Source organism: Bradyrhizobium sp. CIAT3101 (genome assembly GCF_029714945.1).
In the GTDB taxonomy this organism is placed as follows: Bacteria; Pseudomonadota; Alphaproteobacteria; order Rhizobiales; family Xanthobacteraceae; genus Bradyrhizobium.
This window is the reverse complement of sequence record NZ_CP121634.1, coordinates 5,459,002-5,475,330: the sequence shown is the minus strand read 5'-3', so window position 1 is coordinate 5,475,330 and position 16,329 is coordinate 5,459,002. Positions and strand designations below refer to the sequence as shown.

The window sequence follows — 16,329 nt, the reverse complement described above, 5'->3', positions numbered from 1 at the left end:
CGATGGCCTTTTACGTCGTACAGTTTCTGACCGGTCTCGCCAGCGCAGCGTCGCTGTTTCTGGTGGCCTCGGGCCTGTCGATCATCTTTGGCGTGACGCGGATCGTGAATTTCGCGCATGGCGCCTTCTACATGATCGGCGCCTACATCGCCTTCACGCTGACCGAGCGCTTCTCCGGTGCGTTCGGTTTCTGGGGCGGGGTGGTGTTGGCGGCGCTCGCGGTGGCGCTGATCGGCGTTCTCGTCGAAATGGTGCTGCTGCGGCGGATCTATCATGCCCCCGAACTGTTCCAGCTGCTCGGCACATTCGGCCTGACCCTGATGGTCGAAGATCTCGTGGTGCTGATCTGGGGTCCCGACGATCTCGTCGGCCGCCGTGCGCCCGGCTTCAAGGGTGCAGTCGATTTCTTCGGCCAGAACATCCCGAGCTACGATCTGTTCCTGATCGCGCTCGGGCCTGTCGTGCTCGGCATTCTCTGGCTGCTGTTCCAGCGCACGCGCTGGGGCGTGCTGGTGCGCGCCGCGACGCAGGACCGTGACATGGTCGCGGCGCTCGGCGTCAACCAGAAATGGCTGTTCACGAGCGTGTTCGCCGTCGGCGTCTTCCTGGCGGCGCTCGGCGGCGCACTCCAGATCCCGCGCGATGCCGTGCATCACGCCATGGATTTGCGCATCATCGTCGAGGTCTTCGTCGTGGTCGTCATCGGCGGCCTCGGCAGCATCGTCGGCGCGTTCGTCGCGGCCGTGCTGGTCTCCGAGCTGAACGCCTTCGGCATCCTCATCTTCCCGAAAATCTCCATCATCCTGGTCTTTCTGGTGATGGCCGTGGTGCTGATCGTCCGTCCCTGGGGCCTGTTCGGCAAGCCGGAGGCGGCCGCGCGCAAGACGCCGGGTCTCACCGTCAATCCCTGGCGGCCGCTGACATCGAACGAGCGGCTCGCCTCGCTGGCAGCACTGGTCGTCGCGGCCATGCTGCCGCTGTTCGCCGGCAATTATGCGCTGACCGTCGGCTCGGAGATCGCGATCTTCGTGATCTTCGCCGTCAGCCTGCACTTCCTGATGTCGGTCGGCGGCCTCGCGTCCTTTGGCCACGCGGCCTATTTCGGCCTCGGCGCCTATGGCGTCGCCTTCCTCGCCAAGATGGCGGGGCTGCCAATGATCGTCTGCCTCTTGCTTGGACCGCTGCTTGGTTGCATGGGGGCTGCCGTGTTCGGCTTCTTCGCCGTGCAGCTCTCCGGCGTCTATTTTGCGATGCTGACGCTGGCCTTCGCGCAGATCGTGTGGTCGATCGCGTTCCAGTGGGTCAGCGTGACCGGCGGTGACAACGGCATTCTCGGTGTCTGGCCTGCGAGCTGGGCGGCGAGCCCGTCGCATTTCTACTGGCTCGCGCTCGGCGTCGCCGCGCTCGTGACCGTTGCGCTGCGGATCGCGGTGTTTTCGCCATTCGGCTATGCGCTCCGCGCCACGCGTGACTCGCTGCTGCGCAGCGAGGCGGTCGGCATCAACGCCAAGCGAATCCAATGGACGGCGTTCGTCATCGCGGGCACCACCGCCGGCATCGGCGGCGCACTGTTCGCCTATCTCAAGGGCAGTGTCTTCCCCGACAATCTCGGCATCTCGCTCTCGGTCGATGCGCTGGTCATGGTGCTGCTCGGCGGCGTCGAGACGGTGTCGGGCGGGGTGATCGGCGCCATCGTCTACAAGGCGCTCAACATCTGGCTGGTGAGCCAGACCGATCTGTCAAAGCTCGTGCTCGGCGGCTTCATCGTGCTGATCGTGGTCGTCTTCCCCAAGGGCATCGTCGGCATGCTGGAGATGCTGGCGCAGCGCCGCAGGAAGTCATCGCCGCCGGGATCGTCCCTGTTGGCCAAGCCGATCGAGTCCGCCGAATGAGCGTCGCACCCCCACTTCTCGCGGTCGAAGGCCTGACCAAATCCTACGGCGGCATCCACGCCGTGCGCGGCGTCTCGTTCTCGCTGCGCGCCGGCGAGATTCTGGCGCTGATCGGCCCGAACGGTGCGGGCAAGAGCACGTGCTTCGACATGCTCAACGGCCAGAACCGGCCCGATACCGGCCATGTCCGCCTGCTGGGTGAAGAGACGACCGGCAAGAAGCCGCGCGAGATCTGGCGGCTCGGCGTTGGACGCACCTTCCAGATCACGGCGACTTTCGCCACCATGACCGTGCGCGAGAACGTCCAGGTCGCGCTGATCTCGCACGGCAAGCAGCTGTTCAATCTCTGGGGTTCGGCGCCGAATGTCGACCGCGGCGAGGCCGGCCGCCTGCTCGAGCTGGTCGGCATGGGCGGCTATGCCGATCGTCCCTGCGGCGAGCTTGCCTATGGCGACCTCAAGCGGCTCGAGCTCGCGGTGGCGCTTGCCAACGATCCAAAACTGCTCCTGATGGACGAGCCGACCGCCGGCATGGCGCCGCGCGAGCGTGTCGAGCTGATGCGGCTCACCGCGCAGATCGCGCGGGAAAAGTCGATCGGCGTGCTCTTCACCGAGCACGACATGGACGTGGTGTTCGAGCATGCCGACCGCATCATCGTGCTGAATCGGGGGACGCTGATTGCCGAAGGCTCGCCGGCCGAGGTGCGCGGCAATCCGCAGGTGCAGGCGATCTATCTCGGCGAGGGTCTGCTTTACGAGGGCGGCCATCGCGAAGGGGCCTCGGCATGAAGCTCACGGTGCAAGACCTCAACAGTCATTACGGCCCCGCGCATATCCTGTTCGACATCGGTTTCGAGGTCGGCGAGGGCGAGGTGGTGGCGCTGCTCGGGCGCAATGGCGCCGGCAAGTCGACGACCTTTCGTTCGATCGTCGGGCTCGTCGCGCAGCGAACCGGCCGGATCATGTTCGAAGGCAAGGATGTCTCGGCGAAGCCGACGCACGAGATCGTGCGTGAGGGGCTCGGCTATGTGCCGGAGGAGCGCCGCATCTTCACCGATCTGACGGTGGAGGAGAACCTCGAGGTCGGCCGCCAGCCCAAGCGACCGAATGCACCTCACTGGGATCGCGAAAAACTCTTCACGCTGTTTCCGAACCTCGGCGAGATGAAGAATCGCCCGGGCGGCCGCATGAGCGGCGGCGAGCAGCAGATGTTGACCATTGCGCGCACGCTGATGGGCAATCCGTCGCTGGTGCTGCTGGACGAGCCCTCGGAAGGCCTGTCGCCAAAAATCGTGGAGCAGATGGTCGATGCCATCCTGACCATGAAGAAGGAAGGCGTCAGCATCGTCGTCTCCGAGCAGAATTTGCACTTTGCGCGGTTGATCTCCGATCGCGCCTATATCATCGAGCGCGGCCGCATCTGCTTTGGCGGGACCATGGCCGAGCTCGACGCGCGTCCGGATATCCGCGACGCGCATCTGTCGTTGTAAGGGCAAGGGAAGGGCAGCGCAGGGATGGCGAGGAGCGTCACGGCGAAGAAGAGCGTCAAGCAGGGCAAGCCGCCTTACGTGCTCGACGAACAGGTCGGCTTCATCCTGCGCCAGGTCTGGCAGCGCCACAGCTCGATCTTCTCGCGCGACATCGGCACCAATCTGACGCCGACGCAGTGGGCCGCGCTGTCGAAGCTCGCCGAGACCGGGCCGTGCTCGCAGAACCAGCTCGGGCGGCTGACCGCGATGGACGTTGCCACCATCAAGGGCGTGATCGATCGCCTGACCGCGCGTGGCCTGACCGAGACCAGCCAGGATCCCGAGGACGGGCGGCGCCTGTTGGTGAGCCTGACGCGCGCCGGTCAGCAGCTTGCGGAAAAGCTCGCGCCGAACGCGATTGCGATCACCCGCGAGACGCTGGCCCCGCTCGATGCGAAAGAGCGCGAGCTGCTGATGGCGCTGCTGAACAAGCTGCGGTGACGGTCTCGTAGGGTGGGCAAAGGCGCAAAGCGCCGTGCCCACCATCTTTTACTTGCAAGTGCAGTGGTGGGCACGCTTCGCTTTGCCCACCCTACGGCACTGTTTTCCGTGTCTACTTCGCCACCACTTCCGGCACTCTCCCAGCTGGCGGTGTATTGCGGCTGCGCTGCGTGCGCACGATGCCATCGATGATGGTCATGCCGATGCCGGGGAGGTCGCCGAGCTGGACGCTCTCCAGGATGTTCTTGCCGGGCGAGTGCTGCGCCTTGTCCATGATGACGAAATCGGCGGAGCGGCCGACCTCGATCAGGCCGCAATCGAGCTGCCGCATCCGCGCGGTGTTGCCGGTGGCGAGGCAGAACGCGATCTCGGCCGGCAGATCGCCGAGCGAGGACAGCATCGAGACCATGCGCAGGATGCCGAGCGGCTGCACGCCGGAGCCGGCGGGCGCGTCGGTGCCGAGGATGACGCGATGCAGGTCGCCCATCTCGCGCGCGATGCGCAGCGTGAACAGCGCCGAGCGCTCATTGCCGTTGTGCACGAGCTCGAGGCCGCGCTTGCAGCCCTCGCAGATGCAGCGGATCTGGTCGTCGGGCAGCGCCGTGTGGCCGCCGTTGATATGGCCGACCACGTCGGTGTCGGCCTCCAGCACCACGTCCTTGTCGATCAGGCCGGAGCCGGGGATCGAGGGGCCGCCGGTGTGGATGGTGCTCTGGATGCCGTATTTGCGCGCCCAGCCAACCATTTTTCGCGCTGTGGGGCCGTCCTTGACGCCGCCGAGGCCGACTTCGCCGAGCAGCTTGACGCCGGCCGCGGCCAGCTCCTTGAAATCCTCCTCGACCATCTCGCATTCGATCACGGGTGCGCCGGCGTGAACCTTCACGCCGCCGGGCCGCAGATTCCAGAATGCGCGCTGGGCGAAGATCGCCATGGCCTTCAGCCCGACGACGTCGCGCGGCCGGCCGGGCATGTGCACCTCGCCGGCGGAAATCATCGTGGTGACGCCGCCGTGGAGGTTGCTGTCGATCCAGCCGATCTGGTTCTGGCGCGGCGTCCAGTCGCCCGCGACGGGGTGGACGTGGCTGTCGATCAGGCCCGGCGCGACGGTGGTGCCATTGGCCTCGACAATGGTGGTGGCGTCGTCGGTGTTGAGGTCCTTGAAGCGGCCGATTGCGGTGATCTTGCCGTTCTCGGCGACGATGGTGTCACCATTCAGGATCGGCTTTTCCATCGCGCCGGACAGGATCAGGCCGATATTGCGGATCACGAGCTTCGAGGGTCCGGTGGCCTGGGGTGCGTCATGCGCCATGGAAGGGGCTCCTTATTCCTAACTGCAACGCTTTCGATCTTGGGCAGCCTTGACCGCGGGATCAAGCAGGATTATTCATTAGTATACGAATGATCGTGTACAAACGACGCATAGCTGCCGGCCTCGGAACCGCAATTGACGCGACAGGGAAGCTGAGATGAGCAATTTCAATCAGGAAAGCGTTTTGAGCGTCCACCACTGGACCGACACGCTGTTCTCCTTCAAGACCACCCGCAGCCCGACCTTCCGTTTTCGCAACGGCGAGTTCACCATGATCGGGCTCAAGGTCGGCGAGAAGCCGTTGCTGCGGGCCTACAGCGTCGCCAGCGCCAATTACGAGGACACGCTCGAATTCTTCTCGATCAAGGTGCCGGACGGCCCGCTGACCTCGCGGCTCCAGCACCTGAAGCAAGGCGACGAGATCATCGTCAGCCGCAAGGCCACCGGCACGCTGGTCATCGACAATCTGGAAGCGGGCCGCAACCTCTACCTCATCGGCACCGGCACCGGCCTCGCGCCGTTCCTGAGCGTGATCAAGGACCCCGAGACCTATGAGCGGTTCGAGAAGGTCGTGCTGCTGCACGGCTGCCGGCATGTGAAGGAACTCGCCTATGGCGAGATGATCACCGAACATCTGCCGAAGGACGAGATGCTCGGCGAGTACATCCAGAACCAGCTGATCTACTACCCGACCGTGACCCGCGATCCCTTCCGCAACCGCGGCCGCATCACCGACCTCATCACCTCCGGCAAGCTGTTCGACGATATCGGCCTGCCGGCGATCGAGGCGGCCCATGACCGTGTCATGATCTGCGGCAGCCCGGCGCTGGTGGCGGACACCCGCGTGCTGCTCGGCGAGCGCGGTTTCATCGAGGGCAACCATGGCGAGCCCGCACAGTTCGTGGTCGAAAAGGCCTTTGCCGAGCGCTAAGCCGGGACTACCCGCACAATAACACCGTATTTTCGCCGCGGCGGGGGCGTTGCCCCGCCGATTCGGCGCTTGATACACTGTGGGAACGAATCAGCGGAGTTCCCACATGGTTGCGGACAGCGACAGCAACATCGCCTGGCACCGGGTTCAGTTGAAGAAGAACCGCGCCGAGTTGAAGGCGCTCGAGACCGCGCGCTTCACGATGGGCGAGATCGCGTCCTCGAAGCGCGACGGCCAGACCCAGAAGGCGATCGGAGATCTCAAGCGCAAGATCGCGCAGTCCGAGCGCGCGATTGCCGATCACGACAAGCGTACGCGCCGTCCGCTCGGCACCGACATGCAAAGCCTGAGCAATGGCAGCTGGAGCCATTGGGACGCCTACACCAACCAGCAGCAGCGCAAGGCCGGCCCGCGCACACCGGGGCGGGGCTAGATCCGCTGCGCAGGCAGGGCCGGTTCCAGCCCTTGCGCCTGCGGCGTCGCTCACCATCTGGTTGAGGCGCCACCAACCACTCCGGTGATCCCATGGCACCGCGCCTCGATTTCGCCAGCGAGGCTTTCTTTCGCGACCCGCCCAAGGCCATCGCGGCCTTGCGGGCGGCCGGCCCTGTCGTCGCGACGCGCTTTCCCCTTGTCGGCGACGTCTGGATCACCACCACCCACGATGCGACCGCAGAGGTGCTGAAGGACAGCACGATCTTCACGCTGCGCAAGGAAGACGGCGAAGTCGCCGGCCTGCGCTGGTGGATGCCGGGGCTGGTCAGGACCATCGCCAACAACATGCTGACGATGGACGAGCCGGATCACACCAGGCTGCGGAGCATTGTCGACGAAGCCTTTCGCCGCCGCGCCATCGTTGCGATGGAGCCGCGCATCCGTGCCATCGCCGATGGTCTGGCCGATGAGCTGTTTGCGAAGGGCAGTCCGGCCGATCTCGTTCAGGGCTACGCGCGCATCCTGCCGCTTTCGGTGATCTCGGAGCTGCTCGGCCTGCCCATGACCGATCGCCCGCGCTTCATCGCCTGGGCCAATGCGATGTCGTCACTGACGAACGTCGTCAGCTTCTTTCGCCTGCTGCTCGCGTTCCGCAAGATGCGCTTCTATCTCGAACAGCAGTTGCAGATCGCGCGCGAGCGGGGCGGCGAGGGCCTGATCGCCGAGCTGGTCCAGGTCGAGCGCGAAGGCGGCGAGATCACGCCGGACGAAATGGTCTCCATGGTGTTCCTGTTGCTCGCGGCGGGCTCGGAGACCACCACGCATCTCATCAGCGGATCGGTTTACGAGCTGCTCAGGAATCCGGATCTGCGCGACTGGCTGGAGGAGGATTGGAGCCGTGCCGGGCTGGCGGTGGAAGAATTCTTGCGTTTCGTCTCGCCGGTGCAGTTCTCGAAGCCGCGCTATCTGCGGCGGGATGTCGAGCTCGGCGGCGTGCGCCTGAAGAAAGGCGACCGCGTCATGGTGATGCTCGCCGCCGCCAACATGGACCCGGCGGTGCATGACCAGCCGGAGCGGCTCGATCTCGCGCGAAAGCCCAACCGGCACATCTCCTTCGGCACCGGAATCCATTTCTGCCTCGGCCATCAACTGGCGCGGATCGAAGGCGCGTGCGCGCTCCAGGCATTGTTCACGCGCTGGCCACGGCTTGGGCTGGCCGTCGATCCGTCACAGATCCATTGGCGCAAGCGGCCGGGGCTCCGCGCAATCGCAAAGCTGCCCGTTGTGGCCGACGGCGGTGAGCGGCGTCAGCCCGTCGATTTCCGTGATGCGAGCAGATCGCGCTCCCAGCCGAACACCGAGCGGCCGTCGAGATCGGGCGAGGCGGCGCGTTCGCCCTCGATGTAGGCCTCAACCGACGGCCCGGTTGCCGTCCGCTCCAGCCGTCGCGCCTGGTCGTCGAGGCGCCTGATCGCCTGCATCTCCTCGTCGCGTCCGAGCTTGGCGCCCTGGATCGCGCCCTTCAGCACGCGGATGGTCTCGTCATAGACCTTGATCGGGACGGGGTAGGGATGCCGGTCCTTGCCGCCATGGGCGAGCGAAAAGCGCGCCGGATCCTTGAAGCGATAGGGGGCGCCGTGCACGACTTCGGCGACCATCGCCAGCGACCGCACCGTGCGCGCGCCGACGCCCGGCGTCAGCAGCAGCTCGGGGAAGTCGACCGGGCCGCGCTCGGCGGCGGCTGCCAGCGTGCCATGCAGGCGGCGCGCGAACACGTCCTTCGGCCGGACGTCATGATGGGCGGGCATGATCAGATGCGGCAGCATCGCTTGCGCCGGTTCGGGCGCAGTGCCGGTGAGCCGCTCGAATTCGGTGAGGATGCGATCGGGGCCGAGATCGCTGAGCAGGTCGAGCTGCGCATTGCGCGAGACATCGGCGCGATGGTCGGTGAGATTGACGATCTCGCCTTGCTGCGGGCCGTCGATCGCGCTGTGGGGCGCGTCGACAAAACTCTTCAGCGCCTCGGAGTGCCAGTGATAGCGGCGCGCCTGCCGCTTGTCGCCGTTCATGCCCTGCTGCACCACCGTCCACTTGCCGTCGGCGGTGACGAAGAAGCCGTGGAGATAGAGATCAAAGCCGTCCTGCACGGCGGCGCTATCGACCTTCGCCACCAGGCGGCTGGCGCGGGTGAGGCTGACGCCGTCGAAGCCGACGCGGTCGCCGAGCTGCAACAGCTCATCCGGCGTCTTGCGCGAATGCTGGCCGCGGCCGCCGCAGACATAGATGCCCAGTTCGTCCTGGAGCGGGCCGAGCCCGCGCTTCAGCGCGCCGATCACGGAGGTCGTGATACCGGAGGAGTGCCAGTCCATCCCCATCACGGCGCCGAACGACTGGAACCAGAAGGGATGCGAGAGCCGCTGCATGAATGCATCGCGGCCGTAGTGATGCACGATCGCCTGCGTCACGATCGCTCCCAGCGAGGCCATACGGCTCGCCAGCCATGGCGGAACCCGCCCGGTGTGGAGAGGAAGATCGGCGCTGCCGGTTCGTCTGGTCATGGCTATCACTGATAGCCGAATTCGAAACCGCGCGCACTAGTCGCGCGCAGGCTCCAGCGTCGTCAGCAGCTTGTGCAGCAATCGCGTTGCGCGTTCGACGTCGGCTTCGGAAAGCCCGCCGAGAACCATTCTCTCGCCCGTTTGCAGAACCTCCGCCATGACGCGCTCGGCGAGCGTTCGCCCCTTGGCGGTCAGTCGCACCGGTTTGCTGCGCTTGTCCGCGGCGTCCTCCGCGCGGGTGATGAGGCCGCGCTGCTGCAGGGCGTTGAGCACCTTGGTCAGTCCGCCCGATGAGATCAGGATCGCCGGATAGAGCTCGGTCGGGATCATCTCATGGGGCGGAGCGGCGCCGCGCAGCGTGATCAGCACCTCGAACTCCATGAACGACAGATCATGCGCGGCGATCTGCTCGGCCACGCCGTCGCGCATCAGGCTGTTCAGGCGATAGACCCGCACCAACATCTCGCCGACCGGCGTGACGGATTCCGGCCAATGCTTCTTCTTGAGGGCGAGGAGCTTGTCCGCGGGATAGCGCGGTTCGGTCATGGGCCCGTGTCCTTACGTAAAGTTCATCCGTGGATGTCTTGCTAGAAAGATATTTGCGGAATATGTCTTTCTAGGAAGATAATTGGTCGAGAACGAGCCGCCGTGCTGGACGCCAGCGCGCGAGCGGGAGAGCTGTTGCCAAATGGAGACTGCGATGATGACGCGATACCTGATACTGGCCCTGACGACGGCGGCGATCGTCACGTCGCCGGCTGCCTGGGCCGCGAGCGGCCGGACCAAGACGGGCGTTGCTGCCCGGACCGCGACCAAGCAAGCCTCGGCACGGCAGGCCTTCGGCGCCGTGCCGGCGAGCACCGCGGCGAATTCCGCAGACGGGGCGGCCGTCGCTCGTCCGCCGGCCCAGCCGGGCGCCTGGTAGATTTTCCTGAGCGGATGGTGACATCGTCCGAGCGCCTCACGGCATCGTTAGCGGCAAATAGCTTGCTGGCAAGATACCTGCGGCCTACATCGCGATGCAAGATGCGCGTCGGACACCATTCGCCTGAAAGGGCATACCCATGAATCATTCCGTGGCTGAGATCACCACCGAGCGGGCGAGCATCTATCTGCAGCAGCTCTGCAAGCATTTCGCTCACAAGCTTGCGGTCGAGTTCACGCCGGAGCAGGGCACGATCCCGTTTTCGATGGGGACGTGCCGGCTGCAAGCTGCGGGCGACAAGCTCACGCTGAAGGCGGAGGCCGAGAACGCGGACCTCCTCGTCCAGGTCGAAGGCGTTGTCGAGCGGCATCTCGTCCGCTTCGCCTTCCGCGATCCGCCGGAAATCGCCTGGCGGACTGCGGAGAAGGCGGCGAATTGAGGTCTATTCGCGCGTCGCCCTGGTTGCGCCGCGCAAGCCCGCCTGCTGTTGAATCGCGTCGAGTGCGCCCGACGACTGCTCGTCTGCCACAAAGCGGTTGAGCAGGGGAAGGGCGGCCTCGCGTCCCTTGGGGACTGCGATGGCCATGTGCTCCGCACCCCAATTGCCGTCCAGGATTTTCGCGCCCGGCATCTGGTCGGACATTTCGAACAGCGTCGGCTTGTTGGTGGCGTAGAGATCGATCTCGCCGCGGCCGAACATGGCGATGGCGACCTTGACACTTTCGGCGGGAACGATGGTTGCGTTCCTGAACTTCGTCGGCAGGGTGCGCTCGGAGGTCGAGCCCTTGGTGACGCCGATCTTCACGCCCGGCTTGTCGATATCCTCGACCTTGCCGATCGGCGAATTCGCGGGAACGAGAAAGCCGAGCTCGATCGCCAGTACGGGCTGGCTGAAGCTGACCTCATTGGCGCGGGCCGGGGTGGCGTTGGTCACGGTGAAGTCGACCTGGCCGTCGTGGATCGCGGTGACGATATCGGCGACGCGCTGAAACCTGACGTAGTCGATTGAGACGCCGAGCCGCTTCGCCAGCTCGCCGCCGAGGTCGTAGGCGAGGCCGTGCGGCTTGCCGGCCGCGTCTGTCACCATCGAGGTCGGGCTGCCCGGATAGATGCCGACGCGCAAGGTGCCGCTCGGCGCCAGCAGTTTTGCTTCCCCGTCGGCGCGCGCGGGCGTGCCCACCAGGCTGACCAGTGCGAAGGCGAGCAGGGTGCCGTGCGTGATACGCTCAAATGTGGTCCTCATGTGCAGGACCTCACTGCGCGCGGATGTCGGCAGCCTTCAGCACCGGCTCCCATTTGGTCGCCTCGGCGTGCATGTAGGCATCGAAATCCTTGGCGGAGGAGCCGACGGGGGCTGCGCCGATCTTGCCGAGCGTAGAGAGCACGTTCGGATCCCTTAGCGCCGCCTTCAGATCGGTCTCGAGTTTTGCCACGATCTCCGGCGGCATTCTTGCGGGTCCAAGCACGCCCCACCAGACCGAGACGTCGTAGCCGGGCACGCCGGACTCGGCGACGGTCGGAACGTCCGGCAGTGCCTTGGAGCGCTCGGCGGAAGTCACTGCAAGTGCGCGCACCGGACCGCCTTCGAGCTGGCCGATGGCTTCCGCGAGCGGATTGATGCTGAGCGGGATCTCGCCCGCGATGACAGCGGTCAGCGCCGGCGCGCCGCCCTTATAGGGGATTGCGACGATCTTGGTCCCAGACATGTATTTCAGAAGTTCGCCGGCGAGATGCGCCGAGGTGCCGTTGCCGGACATGCCGTAGGACAGCTTGTCCGGATCCTTCTTTGCCGCGGCCAGGAGATCGCCGAGCGTCTTGTAGGGGCTGTCCTTGGCCACCACGATCGCAAGCGGCGAGGAGGCGACTTCGCTGATCGCAGTAAAGTCCTTGAACGTGTCGTAGGGCACGCTCGGATAGATGAACTGGTTCAGCGGATGGCCGCTGGCGACAAGGATCAACGTATAACCGTCGGGCGCGGCCTGCGTCAGCGCTTGCGAGGCGACGATGCCGCCCGCGCCGGGGCGGTTGTCGACCACGGGCTGCTGGCCCCAGGTCTTTGCGAGTGCCTGGCCGAGCGTGCGGGCCAGCACGTCGACCGCGCCGCCGGCGGCATAGGGCACGAGGATGTGGACCGGCTTGCTCGGATAATTATCGGCGGCCTGCGCGACGCCGCTCGCGAGCAGCAGACCGGCGCCGAGCATCAAAGCGCCGATCTTCGTGTTCAAACCCAGCATACTTCAGCACTCCCTAGGGGCATTCGCGTCCGTGCGGTGGATCTTCCGAGCCGCTGCCGGACGTTGCCCGTGGTTTTTGTTGACGAGACCTGATCTTTTGTACGATAGTACAAATCACATGGTACGCAAGCCCACCAGCAAGGAAACGGCCCGCAAGCCGAACATGCGCGAGGCGATCCTCGCCGCGGCCGAGGAGCTGTTCGCCACCAACGGCTTCAACGCCGTCTCGGTGCGCGACATCGCACAGGCCGCGGGGGCCAATCCCGGCAGCGTGACCTACCACTTCAAGACCAAGGACGGTCTGCTGCTGGAGATCTACCGGCGCCATTGCGGGCCGATGAACCTCCGCCGCTCGGAGCTGCTCGCCGCCGCCAAGCGAGTGCGCGATCTGCAGGACCGGCTCGAAGCGGTGGTGCGGGCCTATGTGGTGCCGGCCTTCACCTCCGGCAGCGATCTCGCCGGCGGCGGGGCGCGTTTCACGCGGCTGCGCGCCGTGATGTCGGCCGAGGGCAACGAGGTCGCGCGAAAAATCATCGCGCAGACGTTTGACGATACCAGCCACGCCTTCATCGACGCGATCCACGACAGCCTGCCGCACATTCCGCGCACCGACATCGTCTGGCGCAGTCACTTCCTGCTCGGCGCACTTTATTATTCGCTGGTGACGCCGGATCGTGTCTCGCGCCTGTCGCGCGGCGAGGCCGACGGCAGCGATCCCGCCAATGCCATCGAGCAATTGGTGCAGGCCACCGTTGCGGCGTTTCAGGCGCCGGCCCTGGATCAGGCCGCGCCGGCGCGGCGTCGGACTGTTGCAAGCAGCAAGACTTGAAAGAAATCGCCCGAGGGGAGGCGCGTAACGGCGCTTCCGCTCGCAAGCGGACATGTGATGGGGTGTTTTGGGAAATGAACAGGCGGGAGTGCTTGCATCTCTTGACCGGGCTGGCCGGTGCCGCGCTCGCGGGCGAAGCACGTGCGCAAGGCGCGGAGCCCAAAGCTGAACCCAAGGCGATGCCGACGATCACGCCGCCGGATCCAAATCCCAAGACACCCTCGTTCAAGCTGCCGCCGAAATCCTGCGACAGCCACACCCACATCTTCGGGCCGGCGTCCCGTTATCCCTTCTCTTCGAGCCGCCCCTACAACACCGCCGATGCCCCGCTGGAGACGTTCCGCAGTGTGCACGAGGCAATCGGCGTCGAGCGCTGTGTGATCGTGAATGCCACGGTGCACGGCACCGACAATCGCGTTGTCACCGATGCGATCGCCCAGAGCGAAGGTGCCTACAAGGGCATCGCCAACGTCAGCGACGAGATCAGCGAGAAGGAGCTGGCGGCGCTCGACAAGGGCGGCATCTGCGGCTGCCGCTTCGCCTTTCTCAAGCGCCTCGGCGGCGTCGGCGACATGAACAAGTTCCAGCGCATCGTGCATCGCGTCGCCGAGCTCGGCTGGCACATCGACGTCTATTTCGAGCCCGGTACGATCGCCGAATTCGCGCCGATCCTGACCGCGCTGCCGGCGCCTTACGTGATCGATCACATGGGCACGGTGCAGGCCGCGAAGGGGCTCGACGATCCCGGTTTCACGGCGCTGCTCGATCTCCAGAAGAAGGACGCGAAGTGCTGGGTCAAGATCACCGGCCTCGAACGTGCTTCTGCCGCCGGCAAGCCCTTCCACGACGCCGTGCCGTTCGCGAAGGCGCTGATCGACAACGCGCCCGACCGCGTCATCTGGGGCACCGACTGGCCGCATCCCAACGTCAAGATCATGCCCAATGACGGCGAGATCGTCGATTTGATTCCTCTCTTCGCGCCGGACAAGGCGATCCAGCAGAAGCTGCTGGTCGACAATCCCGCACGCCTGTTCAAGTTCAGCTGATGAATATGATGTACACGCCGACCATTCCACCGCCCGATCCGAACACCCGCACGCCGAAGTTCAAGCTGCCAAAGCTGTCCTGCGACGCGCATTGTCATATCTTCGGTCCCGGTGCGAAATATCCCTATTCGCCTGACCGCTCCTACACGCCGCCGGATGCGCCGCTTGAAGACTTCAAGGCGCTGCACGCCAAGCTTGGCGTGGAGCGCGCGGTCATCGTCAATGCCAGCGTGCACGGCGTCGACAACACGGTCGCGCTCGACGCCATTGCGCAGAGCAACGGTGCCTATCGTGCAGTCGCCAATATCGACGATACGATCACGGAGCAGGGGCTTCGCGTGCTGCACGAGGGCGGCTTCCGCGGCTGCCGCTTCAATTTCGTCCGGCATCTCGGCGGCGTCCCCGACAAGCGCGTGTTCAACCGCATCATCGCCATGGTCGCGCCGCTCGGCTGGCACATCGACCTGCATTTCGATGCGATCGACCTGCCCGAATATGCCGACATGCTGACAAGGCTGCCGCTAAGCTACACCATCGACCATATGGGACGGGTCAAGGCCTCCGACGGGCTCGACCAGCTGCCGTTCAGGATCCTGATCGAGCTGATGCAGCGTGACGAAAAATGCTGGGTCAAGATCTGTGGCTCGGAGCGGGTCTCGACCGCCGGCCCGCCCTTCACCGATGCAGTGCCTTTCGCGCGAAAGATCGTCGAGACCGCGCCCGGTCGCATCATTTGGGGCACCGACTGGCCGCATCCCAACGTCAAGGTGATGCCGAATGATGGCGATCTCGTCGACTTGATCCCGCTGTTCGCGCCGGAGCCGGAACTCCAGCAGAAGATTTTGGTCGATAATCCCGCGCGTCTGTTTGGATTCGACGAATGACCGCGATGGCGATCGACAAGCCGCGCGGGCGCGCCTGGTGGAAGGAGCTCTGGATCCAGGTGCTCATCGCCATGGCGGCCGGCATCGCGCTTGGCATCGTCAATCCGGAAGCCGGCGCGAAGATGCAGCCGCTCGGGGACGCCTTCATCAAGGCGATCCGGATGCTGATCGCGCCGATCATCTTCTGCACCGTCGTTCATGGCATCGCCCATATGGCCGACATGGCGCGGGTGGGCCGCGTCGCCGTCAAGGCCATCATCTATTTCGAAATCATGACCACGATCGCGCTGATCATCGGTCTCATCGCGGTCAATGTGCTCAAGCCCGGCGCCGGCATGAACATCGATCCCGCCGGCATCAATGCGAGCACGGTCGAGCCTTACGTCAAGCAGACCGCCGTGATCGGCTTCGTGCCGTTCCTGATGAACATCGTGCCCGCGACTTTCATCGGCGCCTTTGCCGAGGGCAATATCCTCCAGGTGCTGTTCATTTCGGTGCTCTGCGGCTTTGCGCTGGTGCAACTCGGCGAACGCGCCGCGCCGCTGGTTCACTTGATCGACATCGCCGCCAAGATGGTGTTCGCCGTGGTCGGCTTCGTGATGTGGGCGGCGCCGATCGGCGCGTTTGGCGCGATCGCCTTTACTGTCGGCAAATTCGGCGTGGGATCGCTGGCTTCGCTCGGCAAGCTGTTGGGTGGGTTCTACCTTACTTACGTTATTTTCATCATCGTGGCGCTCGGTCCCGTCGCGCGGCTCTGCGGTTTCTCGCTGCTCAAGCTGATCCGCTACATCTGGGAGGAGCTGCTGATCTGCATCGCGACCACCTCGTCCGAGACGGTGCTGCCGCGGATGCTGACCAAGCTGGAGAAAGCGGGCTGCGAGAGGAGCGTGGTCGGGCTCGTGATCCCGACCGGCTATTCCTTCAATCTCGACGGCACTTGTCTCTACCTTGCCGCCGCTTCGGTGTTCCTGGCGCAGGCGACCAACACGCCGTTCGGGCTCGCCGAGCAGATCGAGCTGCTGCTGATCCTGCTCGTGACCTCCAAGGGCGCGGCGGGCATCGCGGGCGCGGCCTTCGTCGTGCTGGCGGCGACGCTGTCGGCGACAGGCTCCATTCCCGTGACCAGCGTCGCGCTGGTGCTCGGCATCCATCGCCTGATGTCGCAGGGGCTGACGCCGACCAATCTGATCGGGAACGCGGTCGCGACCATCGCGATTGCCAAATGGGAAGGTGCGCTCGACGGCGAGCGCTTGAAGCGTGTGCTCGACGGCGAGGAACCCGCGGCTGCCGCGGCCTGATGAAATTGCTGCCGGCATG

The 16,329-nt window shown here is 65.2% G+C and carries 18 protein-coding genes; 13 read left to right on the top strand and 5 right to left on the bottom strand.

The window, feature by feature from the left end:
* Window positions 1-2 precede the first annotated feature (2 nt).
* Genes QA645_RS26055 through QA645_RS26040 form a run of 4 tightly spaced genes read left to right on the top strand, consistent with a single transcriptional unit; the run spans window position 3 to window position 3,861 of the window.
* Window positions 3-1,892: an ABC transporter permease gene (locus tag QA645_RS26055; RefSeq protein WP_254130742.1), complete on the top strand. Its 1,890-nt coding sequence runs from the start codon at window positions 3-5 to the stop codon at window positions 1,890-1,892.
* Entirely contained in the window at window positions 1,889-2,680 is a 792-nt protein-coding gene (locus QA645_RS26050) for an ABC transporter ATP-binding protein (RefSeq protein WP_254130743.1), read from the top strand. Before QA645_RS26055 ends, QA645_RS26050 begins: the two co-directional genes overlap by 4 nt.
* A complete protein-coding gene (locus QA645_RS26045; RefSeq protein WP_128952391.1) occupies window positions 2,677-3,381 on the top strand; it encodes an ABC transporter ATP-binding protein in 705 nt (234 codons plus the stop codon). Before QA645_RS26050 ends, QA645_RS26045 begins: the two co-directional genes overlap by 4 nt.
* 24 nt (window positions 3,382-3,405) lie before the next feature.
* On the top strand, window positions 3,406-3,861 hold the full coding sequence (locus QA645_RS26040) for a MarR family transcriptional regulator (protein ID WP_128952390.1): 456 nt from the start codon (window positions 3,406-3,408) through the stop codon (window positions 3,859-3,861).
* A gap of 112 nt (window positions 3,862-3,973) precedes the next feature.
* On the opposite strand, the gene QA645_RS26035 is transcribed toward QA645_RS26040, so the two are convergent.
* Window positions 3,974-5,170 (bottom strand): amidohydrolase family protein, encoded by a 1,197-nt coding sequence (locus QA645_RS26035; RefSeq protein ID WP_283044429.1) that lies wholly within the window; start codon window positions 5,168-5,170, stop codon window positions 3,974-3,976.
* Between the two features lie 157 nt (window positions 5,171-5,327).
* Between QA645_RS26035 and QA645_RS26030 the strand changes: the two genes are divergently transcribed.
* From QA645_RS26030 to QA645_RS26020, 3 genes are all read left to right on the top strand, one after another.
* The gene (locus QA645_RS26030; RefSeq protein ID WP_283044428.1) at window positions 5,328-6,101 is read left to right on the top strand and encodes a ferredoxin--NADP reductase; all 774 of its coding nucleotides are present in this window, start codon (window positions 5,328-5,330) and stop codon (window positions 6,099-6,101) included.
* A gap of 106 nt (window positions 6,102-6,207) precedes the next feature.
* Complete coding sequence (locus QA645_RS26025) at window positions 6,208-6,534, top strand: hypothetical protein (RefSeq protein WP_254130747.1); 327 nt, start codon at window positions 6,208-6,210, stop codon at window positions 6,532-6,534.
* Between the two features lie 92 nt (window positions 6,535-6,626).
* Window positions 6,627-7,943: a cytochrome P450 gene (locus tag QA645_RS26020; protein WP_283044427.1), complete on the top strand. Its 1,317-nt coding sequence runs from the start codon at window positions 6,627-6,629 to the stop codon at window positions 7,941-7,943.
* Here the strand turns inward: QA645_RS26020 and QA645_RS26015 are convergent.
* Together QA645_RS26015 and QA645_RS26010 are read right to left on the bottom strand one after the other, a co-directional pair.
* Window positions 7,844-9,094 (bottom strand): DUF763 domain-containing protein, encoded by a 1,251-nt coding sequence (locus QA645_RS26015; RefSeq protein WP_283044426.1) that lies wholly within the window; start codon window positions 9,092-9,094, stop codon window positions 7,844-7,846. The genes QA645_RS26020 and QA645_RS26015 overlap by 100 nt on opposite strands.
* 36 nt (window positions 9,095-9,130) lie before the next feature.
* Window positions 9,131-9,640 (bottom strand): MarR family transcriptional regulator, encoded by a 510-nt coding sequence (locus tag QA645_RS26010; RefSeq protein ID WP_254130750.1) that lies wholly within the window; start codon window positions 9,638-9,640, stop codon window positions 9,131-9,133.
* 154 nt (window positions 9,641-9,794) lie between these two features.
* On the opposite strand from QA645_RS26010, the gene QA645_RS26005 reads away from it, so the two are divergent.
* Together QA645_RS26005 and QA645_RS26000 are read left to right on the top strand one after the other, a co-directional pair.
* Window positions 9,795-10,019: a hypothetical protein gene (locus QA645_RS26005; RefSeq protein ID WP_283044425.1), complete on the top strand. Its 225-nt coding sequence runs from the start codon at window positions 9,795-9,797 to the stop codon at window positions 10,017-10,019.
* Window positions 10,020-10,158: 139 nt separating this feature from the next.
* Window positions 10,159-10,458 (top strand): DUF2218 domain-containing protein, encoded by a 300-nt coding sequence (locus QA645_RS26000; RefSeq protein WP_283044424.1) that lies wholly within the window; start codon window positions 10,159-10,161, stop codon window positions 10,456-10,458.
* 3 nt (window positions 10,459-10,461) lie between these two features.
* Here QA645_RS26000 and QA645_RS25995 read toward each other — a convergent pair whose 3' ends face one another.
* Both QA645_RS25995 and QA645_RS25990 read right to left on the bottom strand, forming a co-directional pair.
* Window positions 10,462-11,262: an ABC transporter substrate-binding protein gene (locus QA645_RS25995; RefSeq protein ID WP_283044423.1), complete on the bottom strand. Its 801-nt coding sequence runs from the start codon at window positions 11,260-11,262 to the stop codon at window positions 10,462-10,464.
* 10 nt (window positions 11,263-11,272) lie between these two features.
* Window positions 11,273-12,253 (bottom strand): tripartite tricarboxylate transporter substrate binding protein, encoded by a 981-nt coding sequence (locus tag QA645_RS25990; RefSeq protein WP_283044422.1) that lies wholly within the window; start codon window positions 12,251-12,253, stop codon window positions 11,273-11,275.
* Window positions 12,254-12,371: 118 nt separating this feature from the next.
* Here QA645_RS25990 and QA645_RS25985 point away from each other — a divergent pair, with 118 nt between their 5' ends.
* From QA645_RS25985 to dctA, 4 genes are all read left to right on the top strand, one after another.
* Window positions 12,372-13,082: a TetR family transcriptional regulator gene (locus tag QA645_RS25985; protein ID WP_254130755.1), complete on the top strand. Its 711-nt coding sequence runs from the start codon at window positions 12,372-12,374 to the stop codon at window positions 13,080-13,082.
* A 74-nt stretch (window positions 13,083-13,156) separates the two neighbouring features.
* Window positions 13,157-14,128: an amidohydrolase family protein gene (locus QA645_RS25980; RefSeq protein ID WP_283044421.1), complete on the top strand. Its 972-nt coding sequence runs from the start codon at window positions 13,157-13,159 to the stop codon at window positions 14,126-14,128.
* Entirely contained in the window at window positions 14,128-15,012 is an 885-nt protein-coding gene (locus QA645_RS25975; RefSeq protein ID WP_254193189.1) for an amidohydrolase family protein, read from the top strand. Before QA645_RS25980 ends, QA645_RS25975 begins: the two co-directional genes overlap by 1 nt.
* Entirely contained in the window at window positions 15,009-16,310 is a 1,302-nt protein-coding gene (dctA, locus tag QA645_RS25970) for a C4-dicarboxylate transporter DctA (RefSeq protein WP_283044420.1), read from the top strand. The genes QA645_RS25975 and dctA overlap by 4 nt, the downstream gene beginning before the upstream one ends.
* Window positions 16,311-16,329: the final 19 nt, after the last annotated feature.

Coding starts and splice junctions, on each gene's coding strand:
- QA645_RS26055 (WP_254130742.1), top strand. CDS start 3: ATGGCCTTTTACGTCGTACAGTTTCTGACCGGTCTCGCCAGCGCAGCG.
- QA645_RS26050 (WP_254130743.1), top strand. CDS start 1,889: ATGAGCGTCGCACCCCCACTTCTCGCGGTCGAAGGCCTGACCAAATCC.
- QA645_RS26045 (WP_128952391.1), top strand. CDS start 2,677: ATGAAGCTCACGGTGCAAGACCTCAACAGTCATTACGGCCCCGCGCAT.
- QA645_RS26040 (WP_128952390.1), top strand. CDS start 3,406: ATGGCGAGGAGCGTCACGGCGAAGAAGAGCGTCAAGCAGGGCAAGCCG.
- QA645_RS26035 (WP_283044429.1), bottom strand. CDS start 5,170: ATGGCGCATGACGCACCCCAGGCCACCGGACCCTCGAAGCTCGTGATC.
- QA645_RS26030 (WP_283044428.1), top strand. CDS start 5,328: ATGAGCAATTTCAATCAGGAAAGCGTTTTGAGCGTCCACCACTGGACC.
- QA645_RS26025 (WP_254130747.1), top strand. CDS start 6,208: ATGGTTGCGGACAGCGACAGCAACATCGCCTGGCACCGGGTTCAGTTG.
- QA645_RS26020 (WP_283044427.1), top strand. CDS start 6,627: ATGGCACCGCGCCTCGATTTCGCCAGCGAGGCTTTCTTTCGCGACCCG.
- QA645_RS26015 (WP_283044426.1), bottom strand. CDS start 9,094: ATGACCAGACGAACCGGCAGCGCCGATCTTCCTCTCCACACCGGGCGG.
- QA645_RS26010 (WP_254130750.1), bottom strand. CDS start 9,640: ATGACCGAACCGCGCTATCCCGCGGACAAGCTCCTCGCCCTCAAGAAG.
- QA645_RS26005 (WP_283044425.1), top strand. CDS start 9,795: ATGATGACGCGATACCTGATACTGGCCCTGACGACGGCGGCGATCGTC.
- QA645_RS26000 (WP_283044424.1), top strand. CDS start 10,159: ATGAATCATTCCGTGGCTGAGATCACCACCGAGCGGGCGAGCATCTAT.
- QA645_RS25995 (WP_283044423.1), bottom strand. CDS start 11,262: ATGAGGACCACATTTGAGCGTATCACGCACGGCACCCTGCTCGCCTTC.
- QA645_RS25990 (WP_283044422.1), bottom strand. CDS start 12,253: ATGCTGGGTTTGAACACGAAGATCGGCGCTTTGATGCTCGGCGCCGGT.
- QA645_RS25985 (WP_254130755.1), top strand. CDS start 12,372: ATGGTACGCAAGCCCACCAGCAAGGAAACGGCCCGCAAGCCGAACATG.
- QA645_RS25980 (WP_283044421.1), top strand. CDS start 13,157: ATGAACAGGCGGGAGTGCTTGCATCTCTTGACCGGGCTGGCCGGTGCC.
- QA645_RS25975 (WP_254193189.1), top strand. CDS start 14,128: ATGAATATGATGTACACGCCGACCATTCCACCGCCCGATCCGAACACC.
- dctA (WP_283044420.1), top strand. CDS start 15,009: ATGACCGCGATGGCGATCGACAAGCCGCGCGGGCGCGCCTGGTGGAAG.